A 25,374-nucleotide genomic window follows, 5' to 3' on the forward strand; every position below is an offset into this window, starting at 1 on the left:
CGGGGGGGGTCCGGTTGAGGGGGACGCCGTAAACCCGTCCATGGGGGCTTGGTCGCGGCATCCATGCCGCTCACACCCCCTCAACCGGACCCACCCCGCCTTCGACAGTTTTCCGCGATCTGTTGGTAGCTGCTGCTGATGGTGTTGCTACTGATGGTGGGTGCCGACCGTTGGTCGGCACTGGCTCTGACCCCAGTGGGGGCGTCATTTAACCGGCGTCGGTTTTCCGGCCAATGGCTGCAGGGTCCAGCGGCCGGAATTCTGGCGCTGCCGGGGTGCCAGCGGGCCGTCGTGCTGGGTATAGATGAAGCGGCCCTGGTGGTCGGTCAGGCAGGTCAGCAGCAGGGTGTAGCGGGCGGCGCCGGCGGGGTGGGCTTCGGACATCTCGATTTCCGCGATGTGCGGTGCCAGGCGCGTGTAGCGGTAGATGCCGTGCAGCTGCAGGTCGGTGCCGAGGATGTCGAGCGTATAGCCGCTGGCGCCGAAGCTGACCTGCACCATGCGCCCGGTATTGGGATTGTCGGGCGCATACAGCGGGTCGCTGAGGTTAATGAACTGCCGCTGGTCGAGTGTCGTGGGCAGGCTGCAGTCGGCGGCGCTGGCCAGGACGGGGCAGAGCAGGGCGGCAATCAGGGGCAGGCGGTGCATGGCGGAACCTCCTTGGGATGGTCCGGTCATGCTCCGCAGTGGCGTGTGCCGCTGTCTGTAGGACTACGTGCAAATGCAAAGGGGTCGGATCCCTTTCCAGCGGAAAGGGCTCCGACCCCTTTGGGATCGCGTGGGGTCAGAGCCCTCCCTGCGGGAGGGATCTGACCCCGGTTTCGGCGGCTCAGCTGGCCAGCTCGGCCTGCTCGCGCTCGATGCCGTACTTGCGCAGCTTCTCCACCAACGTGGTGCGGCGCAGGCCGAGCAGCTGGGCGGCATGGGCGACCACGCCCTGGGTGCGTTCCAGGGCCTCGTTGATCAGGCCCAGTTCGATCGTGGCCATGTGGTTGCGCAGGTCCAGGCCGTCATTGGGCAGGGCCGCCTGGGCGCCCGCGTTCTCCGGTGCGGCCTGGCTGCCGCTGCCCGGGGTGTGGAAGGAAAAGCTGCGCAGGTCCAGGCGTTCCTCGCTGGCGGCCACCGGCGCCGAGGCGGGCGGTGCCACCACGGCCAGTGCGGCGTCGCCCCGGTAGCGGGCCGGCAGGTCCTGCACGCGCACCGAACCACCCGGGTGCAGCACGGCCAGGCGCTCGACCAGGTTGGTCAGCTCGCGCACGTTGCCGGGCCACTCGTAGCTGGCCAGGGCCTGCAGGGCTTCCGGGGTGAAGCGTACTTCGCCACGGCCAGTGCGGCCGAGCTGCATGGCGATGGTTTCGACCAGGGCCGGCAGGTCTTCACGACGTTCGCGCAGGGCCGGCACTTCGATCGGGAAGACGTTGAGGCGATAGAACAGATCCTCGCGGAACTTGCCTTCGGCGATGCGGGTTTCCAGGTCGCGGTGGGTCGCTGCGACCACGCGCACGTTGCAGCGGATGGTCTGGTTGCCACCGACGCGCTCGAAGCTGCGCTCCTGCAGCACGCGCAGCAGCTTCACCTGCATCGGCAGGCTCATGTCGCCGATTTCATCCAGCAGCAGGGTGCCGCCCTCGGCCATTTCGAAACGGCCCTTGCGCGCGGTCAATGCACCGGTGAAGGCGCCCTTTTCGTGGCCGAACAGCTCGCTTTCCAGCAGGTCGGCGGGGATGGCGCCGCAGTTGATCGCAACGAACGGGCCATCACGGCGCGGCGAGCGCTGGTGGATCGAACGCGAGACCACTTCCTTGCCGGTGCCCGATTCGCCCAGCACCAGTACGGTGGTGTCGAAGGCGGCCACCTGCTCGATCATCGTGCGCAGTCCGGTCACCGCCGGGCCGTTGCCGGTCGGGCCCTGGTCCTGTGCGGCGCCGGCCTGGTGCTCGGCATCCAGGCGCTTGAGGCTGGCGCGGCGCAGCAGCGCTTCCATCTGGGTGTGGCGCAGCGGGGCTTCCAGCGGCCAGATGTTGGCTTCGTGCAGGCCGTGCTGCTGGGCAAACGCTGCAGCTTCACCGTCGGCCAGCAGTACCGGCGGCGGCAGGCTGCTGCCGCCCAGCCAGGCGTACAGCGCGGTGCTGGCGGCGCTGTCGTCCAGGCTGCCGACGATCACGGCCATCCAGTCGTTCTGGCGCTGGCGGCCCAGGTCGAAATCGGCCGCGTCGGACACCCAGCGCGGGTTGAAATCCATGAATTCCAGCAGGGCAACGGTGCGCTCGGCACGCACGGCGTCGTTGTCCAGTACAAGGATGCGCGATTCACTCACGATCGATCCTCCCTGAGGCCTTCCAGGATCGGCATGACTTCCTGGATGTACGACAACTTGCTGACAAAATTGTCGGCGCCGGCGCGCAGCGCGTGTTCGCGGTGCTCGACGTCGTCGAAGTGGCTGGCGATCACGATGTACGGGGCATCATCCTGCGACTTGATCAGGCGGGTGGCCTGCAGGCCGCCCATTTCCGGCATCGCCAGGTCCATCAGCACCACCTGCGGGCGCAGCGACTCGGAACGCTCGATGGCTTCCAGACCGTTGCCGGCGCTGCCGACGATCTGCAGCCAGTCGATCTTGCGGAAGTGGCGCATCGCCGCGTTGATGAAACCCTCATGGTCGTCGACCAGCAGGACTGTGAGCTTGTTCATGTCCAACATCCTTTTCAGCCCACTCGGGCCAGCTGTGGTTGCCTGGCGCTGAGCCGGCGCCGTTCACGGGCCGGGGCGATATCCAGTTGTTCGCGGTATTTTGCGACGGTTCGGCGGGCAATGTTCACCCCTTGGCGTGACAGAAGTCCCGCAATGGCCTCGTCGGCCAGCGGGCGACCGGCCGGTTCGGCGTCGATCAGGCGGCGGACCATGGCCTTGACGGCCTGGCCGGACACGCTGGCACCCTCCAGGCGCACCGCGAAGAAGTGCTTCAGTTCGAAGGTGCCGCGCGGGGTCTGCAGGAACTTGCCGGTGGTGATGCGCGACACCGTGGATTCGTGCATGCCGATCTCTTCGGCCACTTCCTTCAGGGTGAGCGGCGCCATGGCTTCCTCGCCACGCACCAGGAACGCGGCCTGGCGCTCGACGATCACCCGCGCGGTGCGCAGCAGGGTGTCGTAGCGCATGGACAGGCCGCGGCTGAACCAGCGCGCTTCCTGCAGCATCTCGCGCAGTGCCGGGGCGGCGTCGCTGGTTTCGGCCAGGGCCTGCTCGTACTGGCTGTTGATCGAGACGCGGCGGCTGGTGGCCGGATTCAGCGCCACCTTCCACTGCTCGTCGGCGTGCCAGGCGACCACGTCCGGCACCACGACGGCATTGCGCTCGGGCAGCAGGCTGTCGCCCGGGCGCGGCTGCAGCGACAGGATCAGGCGCACGGCCTCGCGCACGTCATCCACTTCGGCATCGTGCTGGCGGGCCAGCGCGGGGTAGTCATGTGCGGCCAGGGCGTCCAGCGCGCCTTCCAGGACGCGCGCGGCCAGGTGCCGGGCCGGCACCACGCCGTGCAGGCTGTAGAGCTGGGCCAGCAGGCCTTCGCGCAGGTCCTGTGCGGCCATGCCGGCCGGTTCACCGTGCAGCAGCTGCTGGCGGATGGCTTCCACGCCGGCGCCGTCGATGTCGAACTGGGCGCTGGCCAGCAGCTGCAGCTGGTCCAGTGGGGCCTGCAGGTAGCCGGCTTCGTCGCAGTGTTCCAGCCAGAAGGCGGCCACGGCCAGCTCGCGCTCGTCCAGATCCAGCGCCAGGCGCTGCAGCACGCGCAGCTGCGGGTCTGTGGATTCGCCGGCGGCGATGCGTGCCATGCGGTCGTCGTCGCCGTCCTGCCAGCTGCTGCCGGCCACGTCCCACATCGAGGACTCGGGCAGCTCATCGAAGGCGGCCGTTTCCAGGGTGGTGCCGCTGGCGTCGGTGGCGTCGGCCGCCGGTGCTTCGGCGTCCTCGATTTCCAGCAGCGGGTTGGAGTCCAGCAGGCGCTGGATTTCCTGTTCCAAGTGCAGCCCGTCCAGCTGCAGCAGTCGGATGGACTGCAGCAACTGCGGCGTGAGGTGAAGCGTCTGGCCCAGCTGGGTCGAAAGTGCAGCCTTCATTTCAGTTCCCCGGCGCCGCTCCCCGACGCCTTGTGGAACACATCTTGCTTTTGATCCCGGGCAGGCGGAATCGGGGGGTTCCTGAATGCACTGGTGATGTTCCCGACAGGGTGTAGGGGTATTCCCTACAGCGGCGCGGGAAGTTGACGATGCCCCGTGGCAAGTTGTTGATTTTCCGTGGGCGCCGGGCAGTCGTTCGGGGTGCTGGTGTACGGAAACCCGACAGTTCGTGTCAGGGTGACGGAAAGTCGTCGTCAGCTCGGGCGCGGATGTGCGCCGTTCGACCAGATCAGGTCATTCCAGCTCGTGCTGGTGGCGGGCCGCCAGCAGCAGCAGATCATTGGCGCGGCGGCAGCCCAAGGATTCCATCATGCGGGCGCGGTGGGTCTCCACCGTCTTCACGCTGATGCCGAGATCGGCGGCGATTTCCTTGTTGCTCTCACCCTTGCCGATCCGGCGCAGGATTTCCCGCTGCCGGGGTGAAAGAGCGGCAATGCCGGTGGGCTTCTCGCGGCCCAGCATGGGCGCCAGCATCTTGGCCGAGATCTGCGGGCTGAGGAACACCTGGCCGGCATGCGCGGCGCGCAGCGCCAGTTCCAGCTCCTGCGGGGCGGCATCCTTCACCACGAAACCCACGGCGCCACGGTCCAGTGCATCACGGACATGGGCGGCATCGTCATGCATGGTCATCATCACGATGCGCGTACCGGGCGCGCGCAGGCGGATGTCGCTCAGCGCTTCCAGGCCGGTACGGCCGGGCAGCGAAAGATCCATCAGGACCACGTCCGGTGCGTGCTGCAGGGCCATCTGCAGCGCCTGTTCGGCGTTGCTGGCCTCGGCCACCAGCTGCACGTCGGCAAACCCCTGCAGCAGCCGCGCCAGGCCAGCGCGAACCAGGGTGTGATCGTCGACGATGAGAACTCGCACAGGCACGCTGCAGGTCCGTAAGGGGAGTCCACCTTAACTTAGCTGAACGGGCACGCCAAGAGCCGTCCGTCCCGCTTCCGGGTGGCAGGTTTCAGCGCGTGCGTCGCGCTTCGGCAACCTGACGCCGATGCAAACGGAACAAGTGACGTTCCATGGCCATTTCCAGGCCATCGCCAAGGCGGTTGAAGCGCAGCCACAGGAAGTGGCCGCCGCTGCCATCGGCCGCTTCGGCGATGACGTCCACGGGCAGGTCGATGTTGTCCGGCAACCACTCGCTGGGCTGCAGGCGCACCACGCCGGCCTGGCCGGGCAGGGCGCCGCTGCGGGGGCCCAGCTGCAGGCGGATGCCACGGCGCGACCAGCGCACCGGGCGGAGGGGCAGATCCTGACCCTGCTGGCGCACCAAGCGGCCCAGCAGCACCAGGGTCAGGTCCAGCTTGGCTTCCAATCGCTGGATCTGCAGCGTGGCTTCGCTGCGTTCATCGTGCTCGTCCACGCGGCTGTCTTCCACCAGCGCCAGGCTGCGCAGCAGACCTTCGGCGCTGCTGGTGCGACCGGCCGCGCTGCCGGCCTGGAACTCGGCCGGCAGGGCCAGCTCGCAGCTGAGCGTTTCGTCGAACAGCTCGCTCTCGGCCGGGTGGTGCAGCGACGTGGTCGGCAGCAGGGTCATGCCAGCGATTCTGCCTTCAGGTACGCATGGGCGGCGCGAAGGGAGGTGCGGCCGGCGCGCAGATGCTGTGCAGCGTTGTCGCGCAACTGGGTGATCTCATCCATGACAGCGTGCTGCAAGGCCAGCAGGCGCTCCAGCTCCAGGCGCGACAGGGTGCCGACCGGCGGCTCGAAGAGCTGGCGCACACTTTGGTCGTAGGAAGTGACCAGGGTCTCCGCCTTCTCATAGGCATTGCTGCGAGCAGCATCGCGAAGTTCTTCAAGCGATGCGCGAAGGTTCTCGACGGTCTGGGCTGCGTTCATGTAACCCATGTCAAGCCTCGGCGAGCGGTTGCGGTGCATTGCGGGTCGCCGACGGAATTGCAAGCCACGCAGCTTCTATTTCGGTCATGACCTGCAGTGCGTCCTGAAGTGCAACTGCGTCGCTGTTGAGGTTGGCTTCGGTCAACCGGTGCAGGACGTAGTCGTAGAGTGATGACAGGTTGCCGGCGATGTCACCACCCGCGTTGTGGTCGAGCGAACCATTGAGATGGCCGATGATGGCGCAGACTTGGCCGATGGCGAGACCCTTCCGGGTCGTATCGCCGCGCTCGATGCAGGCCTGGGCCAGGCGCAGGCGCTCGCAGGCGCCAGCCAGGAGCAGGGCGACCAGCTTGTGGGGGTCTGCATCCGAGACTGCCGACGTGACGCCGACTTTGCGGTACTGATCTGCGTGCTGGCGACTGGAGCCGTACACTGTGCGTTTCTCCTTTGTAGCCGTCCGCGCTTCGGCAACGATCTGTTGCGGGGCGCGGGGAAGGCTGGCGGACTTGATACGTTATCGGCACGCATGCGGCCGGGCTTGAGGCCTGGCCGACGCTTACTTGCTCGAACTGCTGTTGTTGGAAAGCTGCTGGGTCAGGTAGTCACTGGTCTTCTGCAGCTGCGCGACCAGCGTATCCATGGCAGTGAACTGCTTGGTGTAGTTGTCGGACACCTTCTCCATGCGCAAGTCCAGGTTGTCCAGTTCGGCCTCCAGGCGTTTGATCTCCTTGTTCAGCGTGGTGGTGCGCTGGGTGATCATGCCGTTGGTGCTGTTGAGGTTGGCGTCGAGCATGCTCTTCATCGGATCGGCGATGCTGCCGTCAGCGCCGAACACACGCGTTGCGGCCGTCGGGTCCTTGGCAATGCCCGTATCAAATGCGGCGCTGTCGAAGGTCAGCGTGCCGTCGGTTGCGATGGCGACGCCCAAGGTCTTGAGGTCGGCCACGTTTGTGCTGACCAGGTTGCGCAGCTGGGTCTGTGCGCCGCGCACCATCGAGTCCCCGGTCAGCGCCGAGCTGGTTCCTGCAGTTACGTTGAATGCGCTGGACGACTTGAGGATCGACTGGACGCTGTTGTAGGTGGTGACCAGCGCCTGCAGGTCGGTCTTCAGTACGGTGTTGTCTTCCTTGACTGTCAGCGTTTTGGCGCCGCCGGTAGTCACGGCGCTCAATGTCAGCGTAACGTCGGGGATGACGTCGGTCAGTGTGTTCGAGCTGGAGGTGCGGGTCTGGCCATCGACCTTGATCACCGCGTCGGCGGCCTTGATCGTCTCGGTCATGCCTGCGCCGCCCTGGCCATCGAAGGCGAGCTCGCCGATTCGGCCAGCGCCATCGGCCGTGATCGTGAGCTTGCCGGCGGTGCCGCTGTCCAGTGCAGTCAGGACAAGGTGCTGTCCATCGTCGGCGGTCACGACGGAGGCAGTGACACCCTTGCCCCCTGCAGCAGCATTGATCGACTTGGCGATGTCGGACAGCGTGTGACCTGCCGCGACGTCGATGTTGAGGGTCTTGCTGCCATAGGCAATGCTGAGGGACCCTTCGCCGACGGTTTCGGTTTTGCTGAATGCGCTCGAGCTGAGCTTCTGGCTGGTGGCCAGGCTCACCACCTCGATGTCGTAACTGCCGATCGAAGCGCCGGTGCCTGCACTTGCGGTGAAGCCGGAACCATCGGCGACGGTGGCCTTGCGGGTGCGGCTATCCGTGTCCTTGGTCAGGTTGGTCAGCGCGGTCTGCAGGTTGTCCATGGCGCTCTTGATGTTGCCCAGCGCGGAAACCTTGGCTGTGGCGGCCGTGCCCGCCGCATTGATGCGGTTCTCGGCAGGCGCGCGTTCAGCGGCGACAAGCTGCGAGACCAGGGTGGGGATGTCGAGGCCCGAACCGATCGAGTAGAGGGAGGAGGTGGCCATGGGAGGTCCTTGGGTGGAAAGCGCGCGATGCGCGCACGCAGAGATTATCGGCAGGAGCGGCCAGCGTCTTTAGGGCCGCCCCATGCACAGCGGCCTGCAAGGCCCATGCCAGAACGCAAGAGGCCCGCTTGCGCGGGCCTCGTGGTTCTTCTGGCTTGCGTTCCGTTACTGGAGCAGGCTCAGCACGCTCTGCGAGGAGCTGTTGGCCTGGGCCAGCATTGCGGTACCGGCCTGCTGCAGGATCTGGTTGCGGGTCAGTTCCGCGGTTTCCTTGGCATAGTCGGTGTCACGGATACGGCTGCGCGAAGCGGACATGTTTTCCGAGCTGGTCTGCAGGTTGGTGACGACCGAGCTGAAGCGGTTCTGGATGGCACCCAGGTCGGCGCGGGCGGTGTTCACTTCCTTCAGGGCGTTGTCGATCTGGTCGATGGCCATCTGCGCCGAGGCGAAGCCGCTCACGTTCAGGCCGGCAATACCGGTCTGGCTGGCAGCGCCAGCGGTGGCGCCAATCACGCCCAGGGCATCTGCATCGCCGGTGCCTGCAACGGTGAAGGTCGCGGCACTGGTCATGGTGATTTCACCAGTGGTGGTGTCGTACGAAGCCGAAACCTTGGTCTGCGAGGAAACGCGGTTGATCGCCTCAACAACCTGGCCAGCGCGCTCCTGCGCGTTGGCAGCAGCATCAATAGCGCCCACGTCGGTGCCATTGATGGTCAGGCTGCCGGCAGCCTGGGCCGTCAGGACGGTGATGTCGCCGGAGTCGACATTGGCGGTGAAGCGGCTGGTGGTGCCGCCCAGCACGGCAACCTGCGCGTTGGCGATGCTGGAGATCGAAATGGTTTCGCCTGCGTTTGCACCGACCTGGAAGGCGACGCCGGAGAACGAACCATTCAGCAGCTTGGTGCCGTTGAAGTTGGTCTGTTCGGAAACGCGCTGGATTTCAGCCTTCAGCTGCGTAACTTCCTTGTCCAGTGCATCACGGTCGGTCTGGCTGTTGGTGCCGTTGGAGGCCTGCACGGCCAACTCACGGATACGCTGCAGGTTGTTGCCGATTTCCGACAGCGCGCCTTCAGCGGTCTGCGCCAGCGAAATGCCGTCGTTGGCGTTGCGGACAGCCTGGTCCAAGCCGCGGATCTGCGAGGTGAAGCGCTCGGAGATGGCCAGGCCGGCTGCGTCGTCCTTGGCGCTGTTGATGCGCAGGCCCGAGGACAGGCGCTGAATGCTGGTCGCCAGGCTGCTGCCGCTGGAGGACAGGTTGCGCTGGGCGTTCAGCGACATAACATTGGTGTTGATGACTTGTGCCATGGTGGCTTCTTCCTTTAGGGCGTATGAACCGGCAAGGTGTCGCCGGACCTTTCGCAGAGGGGACTGACCTTGCCGCTGCTGAAATCAATAACGGCAGTGCCCATCCACGCTTTAGGCCCCTGTACGCAAATTTTGCGAAAGCCGCCTGCCAGCCGGCCCCGCAGAAACGAAAAGGGCCCTGAGAAGGGCCCCCTCCGTGGGTTCACTGCACCCGCGTTTACTGCTGCAGCAGCGTCATCACCGACTGCGGGGAGGTATTGGCCTGGGCCAGCATCGCCGTACCTGCCTGCTGCAGGATCTGGTTGCGGGTCAGTTCGGCGGTTTCCTTTGCGTAGTCGGTGTCACGAATGCGGCTGCGCGCAGCGGACATGTTTTCTGAGGTGGTCTGCAGATTCACGATGGTGGAGGTGAACCGGTTCTGCACGGCACCGAGGTCGGCACGGGCGGTGTTTACTTCCTTCAGCGCGTTGTCGATCTGATCGATGGCCATCTGTGCCGAAGCGAAGCTGTTCACGTTCAGGGCGCCCAGGCCCGTGGTGGTAGTGTCGGTGGGGGTCACGCCGGCGACGCCCACTGCGTCGGCGGTCGCGGTACCGGCGATGGTGAAGTTGGCGCTGCCGGTCAGGGTGATTTCGCCGGTGGTTGCGTTGTACGAGGCGCCGACCTTGGTCTGCGACGACACGCGGTTGATGGCTTCCACGACCTGGCTGGACCGCTCCTGCGAGTTGGCCGCTGCGTCGATGGCACCCACGTCGACGCCGTTGATGGTCAGGCCACCTGCCGGCACAGCGTCCAAGTCGGTGATGCTGCTCGCCAGCACGTTGGCGCTGAAGCGGGTGGTCTCGCCGCCCAGGGTGGCCAGCTGCGCATTGGCAATGCTGCTGATGGAGATGGTTTCACCGGCGTTGGCACCCACCTGGAAGGCGACGCCTGCGAACGAACCATCCAGCAGCTTGGTTCCGTTGAAGTTGGTCTGCTCGGCAACGCGCTGGATTTCCGACTTCAGCTGCGCCACTTCCTTGTCCAGAGCTTCGCGGTCGGTCTGGCTGTTGGTGCCGTTGGAGGCCTGCACGGCAAGTTCACGGATGCGCTGCAGGTTGTTGCCGATTTCCGACAGCGCGCCTTCGGCGGTCTGCGCCAGCGAAATGCCATCGTTTGCGTTGCGCACGGCCACGTCCAGGCCGCGGATCTGGGTGGTGAATCGCTCGGAGATCGCCAAGCCGGCGGCATCGTCCTTTGCGCTGTTGATGCGCAGGCCCGACGACAGGCGCTGGATACTGGTGGCCAGGCTGTTGCCGCTGGTCGTCAGGTTGCGCTGGGCATTGAGCGACATCACGTTGGTGTTGATGACTTGTGCCATTTCTATCTACTCCGGTTTGGTGCTGCGTTTGATTGGTGTTTCGGGGGAATGCGCCGCGTGGCGCAGGTTCAGCGGATGATGTTGAACAAGGACATTGACTGGATCTGGCTGAAGACGGTCTGCGCCGCCTGCAGTGCTGCACTCTCGATCTTGTATTGGCTGATGACCTCGGCGTAATCGACGTCGCGAAGCGAGGAAAGGGTGGACTTGAGGGTCACTTCATTGGCATCACGGACATTGGTGGCGGCGTCGATCGCGCTGAGCTGCGAGCCGCCATTGGCACGCGCATCGATCATGTTTTCCGATGCGCGCGCTACATCGCGGATGGCAGCCTGGAGTGCGTTGTTCTGCACGGTCTGGCCGTTGCCGCTTCCGGTATCGGCTGTCAGTGCCGAAGAGAGCCCTTTCAGCGTGGTGAAGATGTCGCGGGTGCTGGAGGCGCCGATACTGAATGAGTCACCTGCAACCGGCGTGCCATCGATGCGCATCCGCACGCCTGCGAACGTGATGTCTTCGCCTTCTGCGCGGGTGCCGGTGGACACGATGGCTCCCTGGGCATCAGTCACCGTGAAGGTGTTGTCTGCGCCGAACACCACGCTGTAGCTGCTGCCGTTCCAGTCACCGCTTGCGGTGTCGCGGCCAAAGTTGGACAGCACGCCGTTGCCTGCGTTGCCCGTGGCAGCGCTGCCATTCAGGGTGCCATCGCCGGTGGGTATGCGCATGAACACTTCTGCGCCGTTCTGCGCATCCTTCACGAAGGTGTCCGGCGCGATCTCCACGCTGCGCTGGGTCTGGTCGCCGTTGTAGGTGACCTTTCCGCCGCTGAGGGTGAAGGCGGTCGAGTCATCCACGGTGCCGGCGAACAGGTAGCGGCCATTGCCGTCCTGGGTGTTGGCCAGCGCCAGCAGACTGTCGTGGATGCTGTCAATTTCAGCAGCGATGGTCTTCCTGTCATCTGCAGACAGCGTGCCGTTGCTGGCCTGCAAGGTCAGTTCGTTGACCCGCGCCATCAGCTCGCCAGCCTGCTGCAGGGCGTTTTCCTGCAGGCCAAGACGATTCTGTACGGCGTTGCCATTCAGCTCGAACTGCGCAAGTGCGGCCACGGCGCGGTCCAGGCCCACGGCACTGCCTGCTGCGACAGGATCGTCCTTCGCGCTGACCAGACGGCTTCCGGTGGCAATCTGCTGCTCCATGTGGTGCAGCTTCGATTGGCGCGAGAGCATCAGAGAGACGGACTGGTTGAACATCATCCCGGTAGAGACACGGTTGTTCATCGCGATACGGCTCCGAGGATGGTCTGGAACATGTTGTCGGCGGTGGAAATCAGCTGCGATGCCGCCTGGTAGGCCTGTTGCAGGCGCAGCATGTCGGCCGCTTCCTCATCCAGGTTCACGCCAGAGATCGAATCACGTGCCGACTGCGCCTGGTCGGTGATCACCTGCTGTGCATCGAGCGAGTACTCGGCGGCACGCGCGGCGGCACCGACCTGGGTGGTCAAGCCGCCCAGGGCGCCACTGAGGCTGATGGTGCCGGCGTTGAACGCCTTGGCGTCCTCGACCTTGGCCATCGCCAGGGCGTTGCTGTTGTCGGACGAGCCGACCGGGGTCGGATCGATCTTGAAGACGTCGCCGGCCTTCGGCGCGCCGTCCAGCACGAAGCTCCAGCCGTTGGCCGAAATCGTCTGCCCGGGGGTGTAGGTGAACGGGCCGTCGCCGTCGATGGTGTACTCGGTGCCCGAAGTGAACACGATCGAGGCTGCGTTGCGCAGGTCGGCATTGCTGGCGTCGGTCACCTTGACGTCGGTCAGCTTGCCGGTGCCGGTATTGGTCAGCGCGGCGCTGCCCTTCACCGGTGCCGCAGCCGCCAGGCGCGAGGTATCGGTGATGGCCACGCTGATGCTGCCGGCCACGCCCGCGGTGGGCTGCAGCAGGAAGCGATCGTTGGTGGCCGGGGTGCCGCTGACCACCAGCTCCACGCCGTTCACCACCAGCGGATCACCTGCGCTACCGGTGCCGGTCATCGCCACGCTGGCGCCGGTGTCCGAGCGCACGGCCTGCCACTGGCTGCCGTTGTACTTCAGCACGATGTTCTGCGCATCCAGGGCGGACAGGTCGCCGTAGCTGGCGGTGATCGATGCGGTGCCGGTGTTGCTGGTGTTGTTGGTGACGCGCGGGCTGCCGATGTTGAACAGGTCGCCACCCATGTTGCCGTACAGGTCCACGCCGTTGCGGTGCGACTCGTTGAACGTGCTGGCCAGGCCGATCGCCAGCTTGCCGAGCTCGGCCTGGGCCGGGGTCAGCACGGTTTCGCGGAATTCGAGCATGCCGCCGACCTGGCCGCCCAGCGACTTCGGGTCGAGAGTGATCTTCACACCCTGGCTTTCCAGCGCCAGCTGCAGGCGCTCGGGCTGGTACGGGTCGGTGACGGTGGTCACCTTCGATGCCGTGGTGCCGACCACCAGGGCCTGGCCGCCGGCGGTGTAGACGTTCAGGGTGCCGCCGTCCTGGGCCACGGCGGTGCCGCCGGTGTAGCCCACCAGGTTAGCGATCAGCTGGTCACGGCGGTCCAGCAGGTCCGGTGCTGCGGTGGTGGCATTGCCGCCGATGGCGCCGTTGAGCTGGGCGATCTCGGCAGCCAGGCGGTTGATCTCGGTCGCCGCGGCGGTCAGGCCGTTGTTGACCTCGCCGTTGAGCGTGTTGAGGCTGGTGTTCAGCTGCTGGAAGCGGTTGGCCAGGGTGTTGGCGCTGTCCAGCACGTTCTGGCGGTCGGCGCTGCCGGACGCATTGGAAGACAGGCCACTGACCGAATCGAAGAAGTTGGACCAGACACCGGCGACATTCGTGGCCGAATCGGAGAACAGCGCATCGACGCGGTCGGCCATGGTCGACAGCTGCTTCAGACGCGCGAGTTCGCCGCTGCTGTCGAGCAGCCGCGAGATCGCCAGCTGGTCGGCCGTGCGGCGGATGTCGACGATGCGGGTACCGTTGCCGACGTCACCGTAGCCGTAGTTCTGCGGATCGGCGGTGGCGAAGTCGACCTTCTGCCGGCTGTAGCCGGCCGTGTTGATGTTGGCGACGTTATGGCTGGTGGTCGCCAACGCACGCTGGAAGGCGAGCAGGGCACTGGTACCGGTGGAAAGGACGCTGGACATGGGGTTCCTCAACGACGGGTGATACCCAGCGCCGCAGTCGCGGTGCTGGCGAAGGTCTGGCCAAGGCGCGTGCAGGCATCGGCCACGGCGGCCACGGCGCGCTCGATGGTCGGGCCGCCGGCGATCGCGGCGATCTTGGCCGCGTAGCGCGGATCGGTGGCGTAGCCGGCGCGCTGCAGGCCGCGGGCGAAGCCCTGCACGTCGGTGCCCGCCTGCAGGGCCTGCTGGTAGCGCGGGCTGCTCTTCAGCAGGCGCACGTAGTCGGCAAAGCTCTCGGCCGGGGTGCTGTAGGCGCGGAAGCTGGCGGTTTCGTTACGGCGCACGCCATCGACATACTCGTGGGTACCGGCAACTGCGCTCTGGCCCTTCCAGCCGGTGGCCTTGATGCCGAACAGGTTGTGCGAGGTGCTGCCGTCGGCGTGCTTGATCTGGCGCTTGCCCCAGCCGGTTTCCAGCGCGGCCTGGGCGACCAGGGCGCGGGCGTCCACGCCCAGTTCCTTGGCCGCGCTCTGCGCGTGTTCCCATATGCTGGCCACGAAGCCCTCGGGGGTGTTGGCGCCCAGCCGGGCCACGGCGGTGCGCGTTGCCAGCGCATCGGCCTGGGTGCCGACGCTGCCGCGGTTGCTGGCGGTGGCCGCCCACTGGTCGTTGCTGGCGGCCCAGTCGTCGCCGTCGATGCTGCTGGCGTACGGGTCGTGGGTGCCCAGCGAACGGTGCATGCTGCTGCTGTCGCGGCCGGCGATCAGGTCCAGCGCCTGTTCCATCGGGGCCAGTGCCGGGTTGACCGCAGCCTGTGCGCCGTCCTGGTTGCCGGCGGCCATCTGCTGCAGCATGCGCACGGCCTGGCTGGCATCGTCCAGCGACATCGACGGGGCTGTCGTGGCCGGTGCATTCAACTGGTACGCGCGGCTGGCCTTGGCCGGGTCCACGCGGGTGTCCAGCGCCGGGCCATCGGCCTGCTGGCCGGACAGCTGGCGGCTGATCATCGACGACAGGCCCAGGCCCTTGCCGCGGGTCATCGCCTCGGCGATCTTCTGGTCGTACATCTCCCGGAACATCTTGTTTTCACCAGGGAACAGCGAATCACCAAAGCTGGCATCACGCATGCTCTTGACCAGCATCTGTGCGAACTGGCCTTCCAGCTGGCGAGCGACCTTGTCGATCTTGGCCGGGTCGTTCTGCTGTACAGGATTGAGGTCAAAGGCGGGATTGATGCGCATGTCAGATCACCTCGAGCTCGGCACTCAGCGCGCCGGCCTGCTTCAGTGCTTCCAGGATCGCGATCAGGTCGCCCGGGGCAGCGCCCACGGCGTTCACGGCATGCACGATTTCATCCAGCGTGGTGCCGCCGTTGAACTTGAACATGCGGCTGCCATCGTTGGTGGCGGTGACGGTCGACTGCGGGGTGACCACGGTCTGCCCGCCGCCGAAGGCGTTGGGCTGGCTGACGTTGGCGTTCTCCTGGATGGTGACCGTCAGCGAGCCGTGCGAGATGGCGGCCGGGCCGACACGCACCTGCTGGCCGATGACCACGGTGCCGGTACGCGAGTTCACCACCACCTTGGCCGGTGCGCTGCCGGGGGTCAGTTCCAGGTTCTCGATGCGGGCCAGCAGGCCGATGCGTGCGCCGGGATCGGTCGGTGCGGCCACGGCCACGGTCACGCCATCGACGGCACGTGCAGCGCCTTCGCCGAACGCATTGTTGAGTGCGGCCACCATGCGCGAGACGGTGGTGAAGTCGCCGTTATGCAGGTTCAGGGTGATGTCGCCGCCGTTGGCCAGCGGATCGGGCAGGGCACGTTCAACGGTCGCGCCGTTGGGAATGCGGCCGACGCTGGGCACGTTCACCGAGACGCGCGACCCATCCTTGCCCTGTGCGCCGAAGCCACCGACGATCAGGTTGCCCTGGGCGATCGCGTAGATCTGCCCGTCGGCGCCGCGCAGCGGGGCCATCAGCAGCGAGCCGCCGCGCAGCGACACCGCGTTGCCGATGGAGGACACGGTGATGTCGATCGGCTGGCCCGGCTTGGCGAACGCCGGCAGCTCGGCGTGGATCGCCACGGCGGCCACGTTCTTCAGCTGCGGATTGACGTTGGCCGGCACGTTCACGCCCAGCTCGCCCAGCAGGTTCTTCAGGCTCTGCACGGTGAAGGGCGCCTGGCTGGTGCGGTCACCGCTGCCATCCAGGCCGACCACCAGGCCGTAGCCCACCAAGGCATTGCCACGCACGCCGCCGACCTGTGCCAGATCCTTGATGCGCTCGGCGCTGGCCGGGGCCGCCACGGCGACTGCCAGGACAAGCACGCCGACGCATGCGGCGATGCGACGCTGCCAGGCGGGAGAGAAGAGAGAGTTCATGGCCATGCTCAGAACGGCGCCAGCGCGGAGTTGAAGAAGCGGCTCAGCCAGCCCATCGCGTTGGACTGCGCGACCGGGCCGCGGCCGCCGTAGACGATGCGGGCTTCGGCCACGCGGCTGGAGGGAATGCTGTTGTCCTGCGCGATGTCGGCCGGGCGCACGATGCCCTGCACCTGCACCAGCTCATCGCCCTGGTTCAGACGCAGGTTCTTCTGTCCCTGCACCACCAGGTTGCCGTTGGGCAGGCGCTGCACCACGGTCACCGTCACGCTGCCCTGCAGGCGGTTGCTCTGCGCGCTGTTGCCCTTGCCGGTGAAGTCACGCTTGCCATTGGCGGTCGCGCTGAGGATGTCCTTGCCGCCCAAGGTGACCGGTGCGCCGAAGATCGACGGCGTGCCGATGCTCAGGTCCGATTCCTTGGCGGTGGCGGTGTTCGCGCTGGTCGTGGCGGTGGTGTTTTCCAGCAGGGTGATGGTCAGCAGGTCGCCGACATCGCGGGCGCGACGGTCCGAGTACAGCTGCAGCGTGGAGCCGGCGGCGTAGATCGCACCGGCGGTCGGTGCAGCCTGCGGCGGCATGATCGGCTGGATCGGCGCCATGGCCGGATACGGCCGCACGTCGCCGGCGATCACGCAGCCGCCAAGCAGGGCGGCCACGGCGCAGGGCAGGGCGATGCGGGCAATTTTGGAGAGGGGCGACATGGCGATCATCCGTTTGCGACGGTCAGACGTTCTGGTTCAGGTAGCCGAGCATCGAGTCGGTCGTCGAAATGGCCTTGGCGTTCATTTCGTAGGCGCGCTGGGTTTCGATCATCGAGACCAGCTCTTCCACCACGTTGACGTTGCTGCCTTCCAGCGCACCCTGGACCACCGAGCCCAGACCGTTCAGGCCGGGGTTGCCGTTCTGGGCGGGGCCCGATGCGGTGGTTTCCAGGAACAGGTTTTCGCCGCGTGCCTGCAGGCCCGCCGGGTTGACGAAGTCGGTCAGCGTCAACGCACCGACTTCGACCGAGGCGGCGTTGTCAGCCATCTTCACGCTGATGGTGCCGTCGCTGCCGATGGTCAGCGACTGCGCGCCTTCCGGAATCTGGATGCCCGGCTGCACCGGGTAACCGCTGTTGGTGACCAGCTCGCCGTCCTGGTTGATCTTGAACGAGCCATCACGGGTGTAGGCGGAGCTGCCATCGGCCATCTGCACTTCGAAGAAGCCGCGGCCGTTGACCATCACGTCCAGTGCGCGGCCGGTCTGCTGCTGGCTGCCCTGTTCGAAGTTCTTGGCGGTGGCCACCACGCGCACGCCGGTACCGATCTGCAGGCCGGTCGGCAGCTGGGTCTGCGCCGAGGACGAACCGCCGGGCTGGCGCACCTGCTGGTACAACAGGTCCTCGAAACTGGCGCGGTCCTGCTTGAAGCCGGTGGTGTTGGTGTTGGCGAGGTTGTTGGAAACCACCGACATGCGCATCTGCTGCGCATCCAGTCCGGTTTTCGCGATCCACAGTGCCTGGTTCATCTTCGAAGTCCTGTCTGGGTGAAGCCGGCCGCGCGGTGCGGCCCTTGTGTAAAGCAGTGCAAGCGGCGTGCCAGCAATGGCGCCTGCCGGTGCCGGAATTCCGTCAGCCGCCCAGTCGCAGCAGACTGTTGGCACTGCGCGCGTTCTCGTCGCCGTGCTTGATCACCTGCACCTGCATTTCGTACTGGCGCTGCAGCTGGATCATCTGCACCAGTGCACCGGCGGCATCGACGTTGCTGCCTTCCAGCTGGCCGCTGTGCACCGTCGGGCCCTGTGCCTGGGCGAACGGCTGCTGCGGATCGGTGTTGGCGAACAGGCCGTCGAGGCGACGCTCGAGGCGATCGTCGGCGGCCTGCACGATCTTGATGCGGCCGATCATCGCCATCGTCTGCGGGCCTTCGCCCTGCGGGATGATCGAGATCGTGCCGTCGTTGCCGACTTCCATCGCCTGGTACGGCGGCACGGCGATCGGGTTGTTGTTGTCGTCCAGCACCGGACGGCCGCTGGACGTCACCAGCTGGCCGTTCGGCGTGACCGACAGCGCGGCGCCACGGGTGTAGGCCTCACTGCCGTCGGTGGCCTGCACGGCCAGCCAGGTGCCGGTCTGCAGCGACAGGTCCAGCGGCTTGCCGGTGATGTGCTGCGCGCCGGCGGTGCGGTTGAAGCCGGCGTCGACGTGCAGCGCATCGACCCGCGAGGCAAAGCCCTGGCCACGGATCGGGAAGGCTTCGGTGTTGGCCAGCGCTTCCTTGAAGCCGGGGGTGTCCGAGTTGGCGAGGTTATGGCTGAGCGTTCCCTGCGCCTGCAGGGAAGCGCGGGCGCCGGTCATCGCAACGTAAAGGGCTTTATCCATGGGGGGCGTTCCGTGACAGGGTCAGCAGGTCATCAACGGATGTTGATGACGGTCTGGGTGATCTGGTCCTGCGTGGTGATCATCTGCGCGTTGGCCTGGAAGTTGCGCTGCGCGGTGATCATGTTCACCAGCTGCTGGGTCAGGTCGACGGTGGACGATTCCAGTGCGCCGGACTGGATCTTGCCGAGGCTGGAGCTGTCCGGTGCAGCGGTACGCGGCGTGCCCGAATCAAACGTCTCCACCCACAGGTTGTTGCCCTTCTGTTCCAGGCCCTGGGTGTTGTTGAAGCTGCTCAGTGCCACCTGGCCCAGCGGCTTGTCATCGCCATTGGAATAGCGCGCGTAGACCACGCCGCTCTCGGAGACGGTGATCTCGTTGAGCTTGCCGGCCGCCCAGCCGTCCTGCTGGGTGTTGCGCAGGGCGAACTTCTCGCCGTACTGCGTCGAGCCGGACACATCCAGGGTCATGTTCAGCGTGCCGGCGCCCGTGGTCGGGGTGAACGTGCCGAGGCTGATCTTGCCGTTGGCCGGCGAGGTCAGCGCGCCGGAGTTGTTGAACGACAGCAGGGTCGGGTCACCGGCCGGCTGGCCGTCGACGTAGTTGCGGACTTCCCATTCGTTCGGGTTGGCGGTCTTGACGAAGTAGGACACCTGGGTGTGGCTGACGCCCAGCGAGTCATAGACGGTGATGCCGCCGCTGGACTGGTTGTAGCTGTTGGAATCGGTCGGATCGAATTCGGTGACCGTCGGGTCCTTGGCGTTGGCAGGCAGGGTGAAGCCCACCTTCACTTCGCTGGTCTGCTTCGGCGGGCTGTCGGTGGTCAGCAGCTGCAGGTCGACCAGGCGGCCGGCGTCGAAGCTGGTGCCATCGGCGTTGGGCGCGAACACCTGCAGGCGTGCACCCTGCGGGTTGACCACGTAGCCGGACGAATCGGTCTGGAAGTTGCCGGCGCGCGAATACACACGCTCGCCGTTCATGTTCATGGTGAAGAAGCCCTCACCGGAAATGGCCATGTCCAGGCTGCGGCCGGTCTGCTCGTTGTTGCCCTGCAGGAACTGCTGCGCCACGTTGGAAACGCGCGCACCGGAACCGATCTGAGTCTTGGCCAGGCCGTAGCTGGTGGCCGAGAACAGGTCCGCGAATTCGGCGCGCGATTCCTTGAAGCCGGTGGTGTTGACGTTGGCGACGTTGTTGGCGGTGACGCTCAGGTCGGTATTGGCGGCGTTGATGCCGGACAGCGAGATGTTGAAGCCCATGGGATGCTCCTGGTGGATTCGGGGTGTGCGGCTCAGCTGACGCGGAGCACGTAGTCGATCGGGGCCGTGCCCAGGCCCTTGAGGTTCAGGTAGAGGCCGTCCGAACCCACGGTCACGCTCTCAACCGGCGCCTGCACATAGGTGGACAGGGTGGTTTCCGCGCCGGCGGTATCGGTGTGCGTTGCGGTGATCGTGTAGTCGCCTGCGGCAACGCGATTGCCGCTTGCATCCTTGCCGTCCCACTCGAACGCGGTTTCGCCGGCGGCGCTGGCTTCAACGCTCAGCTGGGTGACGGTGGCGCCGTTGGCGTCCTTCACGGTCACGTTGACGATGCCGGCGCCCGGCGCGGCAACCACGCCGCTGGCGCCGCCTTCGTCGCCCAGCACCATCTTGGTGGAGGGCACCAGCACTTCATGGCCGACCAGTGCCGCACCACGCAGCACCTGGTCACTGGCCATCGACTGCTGGAAACCCTGCACGGTGGTGTTCAGATCGGTGATGCCCTGCACGGTGGACATCTGCGCCATCTGCGCGACCATCTGCGTGTTGTCCATCGGCTTCAGCGGATCCTGGTGCTGCAGCTGCTCGGTCATCAGGCGCAGGAAATCCGCCTGGTCGAGGGTGCTCTTGCGCGTGCTTGCGTTGCTGTTGGGCGCGGTCAAGCCGAGTGCGGCGTAGACGTCCTGGCTGGTCTGGGTGGTGACGGTGGTCATGCTGTACTCCTAGCGGGCGCGCCTCAGCGGCCCATGGTCAGGGTGGCCACGGCCAGTTCCTTGGCGGTGGTCAACATCTCCACGCCCGCCTGGTAATTGCGCGAGGTCGAGATCAGGTTGACCATCTGCGCCACCGGATCGACGTCGGGCTGGTAGATGTAGCCATCGGCATCGGCCAGCGGATGGCCGGGCTCGTAGCGCTTGATCGGCGCCGCATCGCTCTGGGTGATTTCCTTGACCTGCACCGAGGTGACGTTCGGATCGGTCTTGCTGGTCACGGCCTGGAAGATCGGCTCCAGCGGCTTGTAGACCGCGTCGGCCGAGCCGGCGATGCTGTCGGCGTTGGAAAGGTTGGAGGCGATGGTGCTCATGCGCACCGACTGCGCCTGCAGTGCGGAGCCGGCGATATCGAAGATCGGCAGGTTGCTCATGGCTTACTGCCCCGTGATCGCGGTGAGCATGGAACGGACCTTGCTCTCGACGAAGCTGAGCGAGGCACGGTATTCCAGCGCGGCGCGGCCATAGGCGGCACGCTCGGCATCGGGGTCGACGGTGTTGCCGTCCAGGCTGGGCTGCACGCCCTCGCGGGCCACCTGGAACGGGTTCAGGCCACTACTGATCTCGTAGTGCTGCTCGTTCGTGGTGGTCATCAGGCCGTTGGCGTCCAGCCCCTGGGCATTGCGCAGGGCGGCGTCGAAGTCCAGGTCCTGGGCCTTGTAGCCGGGAGTGTCGGCATTGCCGAGGTTGCTGGCGATCAGCTTCATCCGCTGTTCGCGCAACGGCATGGCCTGGGCATGCACGCCCAGGTAGTCGGTAATCAGGTTGCGCACGGTGCACTCCCACGGGAACGATGCCCGGGAAGCTGCAAGGGGTGTGCCAAAGCAGAGGAGGGTAGTGGGGGGGGGGGGGGGGGGGCGCCGCCGGGGGAGGAGGCCCCGCCCCCCCCCCCCCCCCCCCCCCCCCCCCGCGCCCCCGCCCCCCCAACTACGGGAGCTGGCGGCGTCAGCCCGCCATGGCCGGATCAGGCGGCCTTACGCCGCCATCGCCACCTTGCGCAGGCGGTCCAGCACGAAGTCGGCCAGCTCGTGCGGCGAGTACTTGGCCACGAAGGCGTTGGCGCCCACGCGTTCCACCATCGCATTGTTGAATACGCCGGACAGGGAGGTGTGCAGCAGCACATACAGCCCGGACAGGCCGGCGTGGCGCCGGATTTCCGTCGTCAGCGTGTATCCGTCCATGGCGGGCATCTCGATGTCCGAGATCACCATGGCGTAGCGGTCGGCCGGGTTTTCGCCCGAGGCGTGGATCTGCAGCAGGTGGTCCAGCGCCTGCTTGCCATCGGACAGCAGGGTGGCGCCCACCCCCAGCTGGTCCAGCACGCTGCGGATCTGCTGGCGGGCCACGCGCGAGTCGTCCACCACCAGCACCTGCAGCTGCGGGGCGTCGGCGGGCATGGCCATGGTCGGGTCCAGCACCGCCTCGCCACGGATCTGGGCGATGTCGGCCAGCACGCTTTCCACGTCGATCACCTGGATCAGGTCGCCCTGGAAGCGGGTCACCGCGGTCAGGTAGCTCGATTCGGCGCCCAGCTCCGGCGGCGGGTGGATGTCCTCCACCGCGATGTTGACGATGCGCTCGACCCCGCTCACCAGGAAGCCCTGGATGGAGCGGTTGAACTCGGTCACCACCAGGTAGCCGGGGGCAGTGTCCGCGTCCGGCTCACGCTCGGGGTGGCCGATGGCCAGGCCCAGGTCCAGCACCGGCACCGAGCGGCCCCGCACGTCGGCCACGCCGGCGAACTGGCCGGGCAGGCCGGGCACCTGGAACAGCTCCGGGCGGCGCAGGACTTCCTGCACCTTGAAGACGTTGACGCCAAAAAGCTGACGTCCGCCGAGACGGAACAGCAGCAGCGCCAGGCGATTGTGGCCGGCCAGTCGGGTCCGCTGGTCGATCCGGTTGAGCAGGTCATGGGACATGGCTGCTGTATCGGCGTGGGGGCGGCCGAACTTGAGCGCTTTTGTAGAGTCGAGCCATGCTCGACTGGCATTCATGTCCAAAGCAGTCGAGCACGGCTCGACTTTACAAGAGCCTCTGGCACGCCACTTGCACGCACCCGGCCAGGTCTTACCGAACAGGAGGCGCCATGCGCCGGATCACATCTCTATTGGCCATCGCCCTGGCGTTTGTCTCGCCATGGGCGGCCGCCACCGGCTGGCAGCCGGTCGCCAGCATCCGTACAGCGGCGCTGTCGACCCTGCCAGCCGGCGCCGAGGGCGAGGCCGTGGTGGCCGATGCAATGCGCCTGCCGCGCTGCGGGTCGGCCCTGCAGGTGCAGCCCACCGCCAACACCACGGTGGAGGTCAGCTGCCCCGATCCAGGCGGTTGGCGCCTGTTCGTGCCGGTGAAGGTGCGCCACAACCAGGCCGTGCTGGTGCTCACCCGTGGCATTGCCACTGGAGAAACCCTGGCCGCGGCCGATATCAGCACTGTCCAGCGTGACGCCGCACGGATCGCCGGTGCCGTGCTGTCCGATCCCGCCGCGGCGGTCGGTCGCATTGCCCGTCGGCCCCTGCAGGCCGGAAGCCTGCTGTCGGCCAACGACCTGGTCACCGAACGTCTCATCAAGCGAGGAGACAACGTGGCTCTGGTGTCGCGGCGTGGTTCGGTCGAGGTGCGCATTGCCGGCCGGGCGATGGGCGATGCGGGCGAGAACGACCGTGTTTCGGTAGAGAACCTGTCCTCCCGCCGCATCGTGCAGGGGACCGTGGACGCCCATGGTGACGTAATCGTGGCGCGTTGAAAAAGTAAGAGATTTCCCTAAAGATCACGGCCCAGCGGCCGTTATCCCTTGTGAACGGCAACTCCAGGACACCCCATGAGCCAGAAAATCGACGGCAACCTGCAGGTCCCCCAGGCACTGCGCAGCGTGACGACCCCGGCCACCAAGCCCGGCGTCAGCGGCGATGCGCCGGCGCGCCCGGTGGAGGCTGCGGACAGCCTGCGCCTGACCGGCGAGGCCACCAACCTGCAGGCGCTCGAGCGTGAGCTGAGCACCGCCCCGGCCATCGACACCCAGCGTGTCGCCGCCGTGCGCGAGTCGCTGCAGAACGGCAGCTACAAGATCAATCCGGACGCGATCGCATCGCGCATGCTCGAACTGGACCAGCAGCTGCAGGGATGACCGCGGCGATGAGTGAACATCTTCAGCGACTTGCCCAGGCCCTGGATGTCGAGCATCAGGCCCTGGTCGAGCACGATGTGCACGCGCTGATCCGCGCGACCGGCGCCAAGCTGGAAGCACTGCGCGCCCTGGATTCCACCCCGCCGGTGGGCGAGGGCGAGCAGCTGCAGGCGCTGGCCGAGCGCAACCGCGCCAACGGCGTGCTGCTGTCGCGCCGCCGCCGCGAGGTGGACTGGGCGCTGCGCCAGCTCGGACGCACCGAGGCATCCTCGTCGTACGACGCCAAGGGCCAGGCCCACACGATCAACGCACGCCGGCCGCTGGCCGTCGCCTGATCGACCCACCGGCCGCCGGCAGCAGCCGGTGGGCTGCTGCGATGGCGCGGCAGCGCGTATATTGGGCGCCTGTTCGCAAGCCCCCGAGTCGCCGTGTCCGCCGCCAACGCCCTGGTTACCGCCCCCCTTCCGCCGCAGCCGGTGCTGCAGGCCCTGCTGGAGCGCGTGCGCGAAGGCATGCTGCTGTTCACCGAAGACGGGCAGGTCGCCCTGGCCAATCCGGCCGCACAGAACCTGCTGGGCAGCAACGAGACGACCGGCCCTGCGCCGCAGCGCCTGCGTGAGCTGTTGCCGCCGGACGCACTGGAGCAGGCCCGACTGCACGGGCAGTGGAACGGCAGCCTGCCGGTCGGCGAGGGCGTGGTCATCGCCCACCTGTACCACCACGGCCAACCGGGCAGCGGCCACTACCTGGCCCTGTTCCGCCCCATCGAGGGGCAGGAAGACTACGAGCGCGAGCTGCAGCAGCGCCACGCCGAACTGCGCCAGGCCTACCTGCGCCTCAACGGCACCCAGGAAAAGCTGCTGCAGTCGGAAAAGATGGCCTCCATCGGCCAGCTCGCCGCCGGCGTGGCGCACGAGATCAACAACCCGATCGGCTACGTGCACTCCAACCTGGGCAGCCTGCAGGAATACCTGCGCAGCCTGTTCACCGTCATCGAAGCGTACGAGCGGGCCCTGCGCGCGCCGGATCCGAAGGCGCTGATCCCGGAAATCGACGATATCCGTGACCGCCTGGACATCGATTTCATCAGCCGCGACCTGCCGCAGCTGATGGCCGAATCGCGTGAGGGCATCGAGCGGGTGACCCGCATCGTGCGCGACCTGAAGGACTTCTCGTATTCCGGCCGCGACGAGTCGTGGAAGCTGGTGGACCTGCATTCCGGCCTGGAATCGACCATCAACATCATCTGGAACGAGCTCAAGTACAAGGTGACCCTGCACCGCGAGTTCGGCCAGCTGCCGCTGGTGGAGTGCCTGCCTTCGGAACTGAACCAGGTCTACATGAACCTGCTGCTCAACGCCGGCCATGCCATCGCCGAGCGCGGCACCATCACCGTGCGCACCGGGGTGGACGGCGACACGGTGTGGGTGGAATTCGAGGACACCGGTGGTGGTATTTCGCCGGAACTGCGCCAGCGCATCTTCGATCCGTTCTTCACCACCAAACCGGTGGGCAGCGGCACCGGTCTGGGCCTGTCGATCTCCTACAGCATCATCAACAAGCACCACGGCCGCATCGACTTGGACAGCACGCCCGGCGTCGGCTCGCGCTTCCGCGTGGTGCTGCCGATCAAGCAGCCGCGCTGACCTGGCTTCTGCCGGACATTCCGCCGGGGGGGGGCCGGGCGGGGCCCCCCCCCCGGGGGGGGGCCGCGGGGGGGCGCCGGGGGGGGGGCCCGCCCCCCCCGGGGCGGCCCCCCCGCCCACGC

General features: G+C 66.7%; 27 protein-coding genes. 4 read left to right on the top strand and 23 right to left on the bottom strand.

Features of this window, described 5'->3' with window-relative positions; all coding sequences use genetic code 11:
- Positions 1 to 204: 204 nt before the first annotated feature.
- The 23 genes from ACVOK1_RS14715 to ACVOK1_RS14825 all read right to left on the bottom strand — a co-directional run bounded on the left by ACVOK1_RS14715 (position 205) and on the right by ACVOK1_RS14825 (position 22,401).
- A complete protein-coding gene (locus ACVOK1_RS14715) occupies positions 205 to 648 on the bottom strand; it encodes a hypothetical protein (protein ID WP_481562495.1) in 444 nt (147 codons plus the stop codon).
- A gap of 181 nt (positions 649 to 829) precedes the next feature.
- Positions 830 to 2,317, bottom strand: a complete 1,488-nt coding sequence (locus ACVOK1_RS14720) for a sigma-54 dependent transcriptional regulator (RefSeq protein WP_481562496.1) — start codon at positions 2,315 to 2,317, stop codon at positions 830 to 832.
- A complete protein-coding gene (locus ACVOK1_RS14725; protein ID WP_049460600.1) occupies positions 2,314 to 2,691 on the bottom strand; it encodes a response regulator in 378 nt (125 codons plus the stop codon). Before ACVOK1_RS14725 ends, ACVOK1_RS14720 begins: the two co-directional genes overlap by 4 nt.
- Positions 2,692 to 2,705: 14 nt before the next feature.
- Positions 2,706 to 4,115, bottom strand: coding sequence for an RNA polymerase factor sigma-54 (gene rpoN, locus ACVOK1_RS14730; protein ID WP_481562497.1), 1,410 nt, complete (start codon positions 4,113 to 4,115; stop codon positions 2,706 to 2,708).
- A gap of 294 nt (positions 4,116 to 4,409) precedes the next feature.
- Positions 4,410 to 5,042: a response regulator gene (locus ACVOK1_RS14735; protein WP_025879002.1), complete on the bottom strand. Its 633-nt coding sequence runs from the start codon at positions 5,040 to 5,042 to the stop codon at positions 4,410 to 4,412.
- A gap of 91 nt (positions 5,043 to 5,133) precedes the next feature.
- Positions 5,134 to 5,712, bottom strand: coding sequence for a PilZ domain-containing protein (locus tag ACVOK1_RS14740; protein WP_481562498.1), 579 nt, complete (start codon positions 5,710 to 5,712; stop codon positions 5,134 to 5,136).
- Positions 5,709 to 6,014, bottom strand: coding sequence for a flagellar protein FliT (fliT, locus tag ACVOK1_RS14745; RefSeq protein ID WP_481562499.1), 306 nt, complete (start codon positions 6,012 to 6,014; stop codon positions 5,709 to 5,711). Before fliT ends, ACVOK1_RS14740 begins: the two co-directional genes overlap by 4 nt.
- Before the next feature lie 10 nt (positions 6,015 to 6,024).
- Entirely contained in the window at positions 6,025 to 6,447 is a 423-nt protein-coding gene (fliS, locus tag ACVOK1_RS14750; RefSeq protein ID WP_481562500.1) for a flagellar export chaperone FliS, read from the bottom strand.
- A 123-nt stretch (positions 6,448 to 6,570) separates the two neighbouring features.
- On the bottom strand, positions 6,571 to 7,920 hold the full coding sequence (fliD, locus tag ACVOK1_RS14755) for a flagellar filament capping protein FliD (RefSeq protein ID WP_481562501.1): 1,350 nt from the start codon (positions 7,918 to 7,920) through the stop codon (positions 6,571 to 6,573).
- Positions 7,921 to 8,085: 165 nt separating this feature from the next.
- A complete protein-coding gene (locus ACVOK1_RS14760) occupies positions 8,086 to 9,225 on the bottom strand; it encodes a flagellin (protein ID WP_481562502.1) in 1,140 nt (379 codons plus the stop codon).
- Between the two features lie 217 nt (positions 9,226 to 9,442).
- Positions 9,443 to 10,585, bottom strand: coding sequence for a flagellin (locus ACVOK1_RS14765; protein ID WP_481562503.1), 1,143 nt, complete (start codon positions 10,583 to 10,585; stop codon positions 9,443 to 9,445).
- A gap of 68 nt (positions 10,586 to 10,653) precedes the next feature.
- On the bottom strand, positions 10,654 to 11,859 hold the full coding sequence (gene flgL, locus ACVOK1_RS14770) for a flagellar hook-associated protein FlgL (RefSeq protein WP_481562504.1): 1,206 nt from the start codon (positions 11,857 to 11,859) through the stop codon (positions 10,654 to 10,656).
- The gene (gene flgK, locus ACVOK1_RS14775) at positions 11,856 to 13,736 is read right to left on the bottom strand and encodes a flagellar hook-associated protein FlgK (RefSeq protein WP_481562505.1); all 1,881 of its coding nucleotides are present in this window, start codon (positions 13,734 to 13,736) and stop codon (positions 11,856 to 11,858) included. Before flgK ends, flgL begins: the two co-directional genes overlap by 4 nt.
- Before the next feature lie 8 nt (positions 13,737 to 13,744).
- Positions 13,745 to 14,956 carry a flagellar assembly peptidoglycan hydrolase FlgJ gene (gene flgJ, locus ACVOK1_RS14780; protein WP_481562506.1) on the bottom strand — a complete coding sequence of 404 codons (1,212 nt, stop codon included), beginning with the start codon at positions 14,954 to 14,956 and terminating at the stop codon, positions 13,745 to 13,747.
- Position 14,957: 1 nt separating this feature from the next.
- Positions 14,958 to 16,100 (bottom strand): flagellar basal body P-ring protein FlgI, encoded by a 1,143-nt coding sequence (locus ACVOK1_RS14785; protein ID WP_481562507.1) that lies wholly within the window; start codon positions 16,098 to 16,100, stop codon positions 14,958 to 14,960.
- Positions 16,101 to 16,102: 2 nt separating this feature from the next.
- On the bottom strand, positions 16,103 to 16,795 hold the full coding sequence (gene flgH, locus ACVOK1_RS14790; RefSeq protein WP_481562508.1) for a flagellar basal body L-ring protein FlgH: 693 nt from the start codon (positions 16,793 to 16,795) through the stop codon (positions 16,103 to 16,105).
- Positions 16,796 to 16,817: 22 nt separating this feature from the next.
- Positions 16,818 to 17,603, bottom strand: a complete 786-nt coding sequence (gene flgG, locus ACVOK1_RS14795; protein WP_406231488.1) for a flagellar basal-body rod protein FlgG — start codon at positions 17,601 to 17,603, stop codon at positions 16,818 to 16,820.
- A gap of 103 nt (positions 17,604 to 17,706) precedes the next feature.
- Positions 17,707 to 18,456, bottom strand: coding sequence for a flagellar basal body rod protein FlgF (locus ACVOK1_RS14800; RefSeq protein ID WP_481562509.1), 750 nt, complete (start codon positions 18,454 to 18,456; stop codon positions 17,707 to 17,709).
- A 32-nt stretch (positions 18,457 to 18,488) separates the two neighbouring features.
- Positions 18,489 to 19,712 (bottom strand): flagellar hook protein FlgE, encoded by a 1,224-nt coding sequence (gene flgE, locus ACVOK1_RS14805; RefSeq protein WP_481562510.1) that lies wholly within the window; start codon positions 19,710 to 19,712, stop codon positions 18,489 to 18,491.
- Between the two features lie 32 nt (positions 19,713 to 19,744).
- Positions 19,745 to 20,425 carry a flagellar hook assembly protein FlgD gene (locus tag ACVOK1_RS14810; protein WP_481562511.1) on the bottom strand — a complete coding sequence of 227 codons (681 nt, stop codon included), beginning with the start codon at positions 20,423 to 20,425 and terminating at the stop codon, positions 19,745 to 19,747.
- A gap of 23 nt (positions 20,426 to 20,448) precedes the next feature.
- On the bottom strand, positions 20,449 to 20,856 hold the full coding sequence (flgC, locus tag ACVOK1_RS14815) for a flagellar basal body rod protein FlgC (protein ID WP_481562512.1): 408 nt from the start codon (positions 20,854 to 20,856) through the stop codon (positions 20,449 to 20,451).
- Positions 20,857 to 20,859: 3 nt separating this feature from the next.
- A complete protein-coding gene (gene flgB, locus ACVOK1_RS14820) occupies positions 20,860 to 21,255 on the bottom strand; it encodes a flagellar basal body rod protein FlgB (RefSeq protein ID WP_108765130.1) in 396 nt (131 codons plus the stop codon).
- A gap of 201 nt (positions 21,256 to 21,456) precedes the next feature.
- Positions 21,457 to 22,401: a chemotaxis protein gene (locus tag ACVOK1_RS14825; protein WP_481562513.1), complete on the bottom strand. Its 945-nt coding sequence runs from the start codon at positions 22,399 to 22,401 to the stop codon at positions 21,457 to 21,459.
- A gap of 167 nt (positions 22,402 to 22,568) precedes the next feature.
- On the opposite strand from ACVOK1_RS14825, the gene flgA reads away from it, so the two are divergent.
- The 4 genes from flgA (at position 22,569) to ACVOK1_RS14845 (ending at position 25,252) form a co-directional block, all read left to right on the top strand.
- Complete coding sequence (gene flgA / locus ACVOK1_RS14830) at positions 22,569 to 23,225, top strand: flagellar basal body P-ring formation chaperone FlgA (RefSeq protein WP_481562514.1); 657 nt, start codon at positions 22,569 to 22,571, stop codon at positions 23,223 to 23,225.
- A 75-nt stretch (positions 23,226 to 23,300) separates the two neighbouring features.
- A complete protein-coding gene (gene flgM / locus ACVOK1_RS14835) occupies positions 23,301 to 23,606 on the top strand; it encodes a flagellar biosynthesis anti-sigma factor FlgM (RefSeq protein ID WP_079221847.1) in 306 nt (101 codons plus the stop codon).
- A complete protein-coding gene (locus tag ACVOK1_RS14840; protein WP_481562515.1) occupies positions 23,603 to 23,941 on the top strand; it encodes a flagellar protein FlgN in 339 nt (112 codons plus the stop codon). The genes flgM and ACVOK1_RS14840 overlap by 4 nt, the downstream gene beginning before the upstream one ends.
- Before the next feature lie 93 nt (positions 23,942 to 24,034).
- Positions 24,035 to 25,252 carry an ATP-binding protein gene (locus ACVOK1_RS14845; protein WP_108768822.1) on the top strand — a complete coding sequence of 406 codons (1,218 nt, stop codon included), beginning with the start codon at positions 24,035 to 24,037 and terminating at the stop codon, positions 25,250 to 25,252.
- Positions 25,253 to 25,374: the final 122 nt, after the last annotated feature.

Source organism: Stenotrophomonas sp. STEN087 (assembly GCF_056759115.1).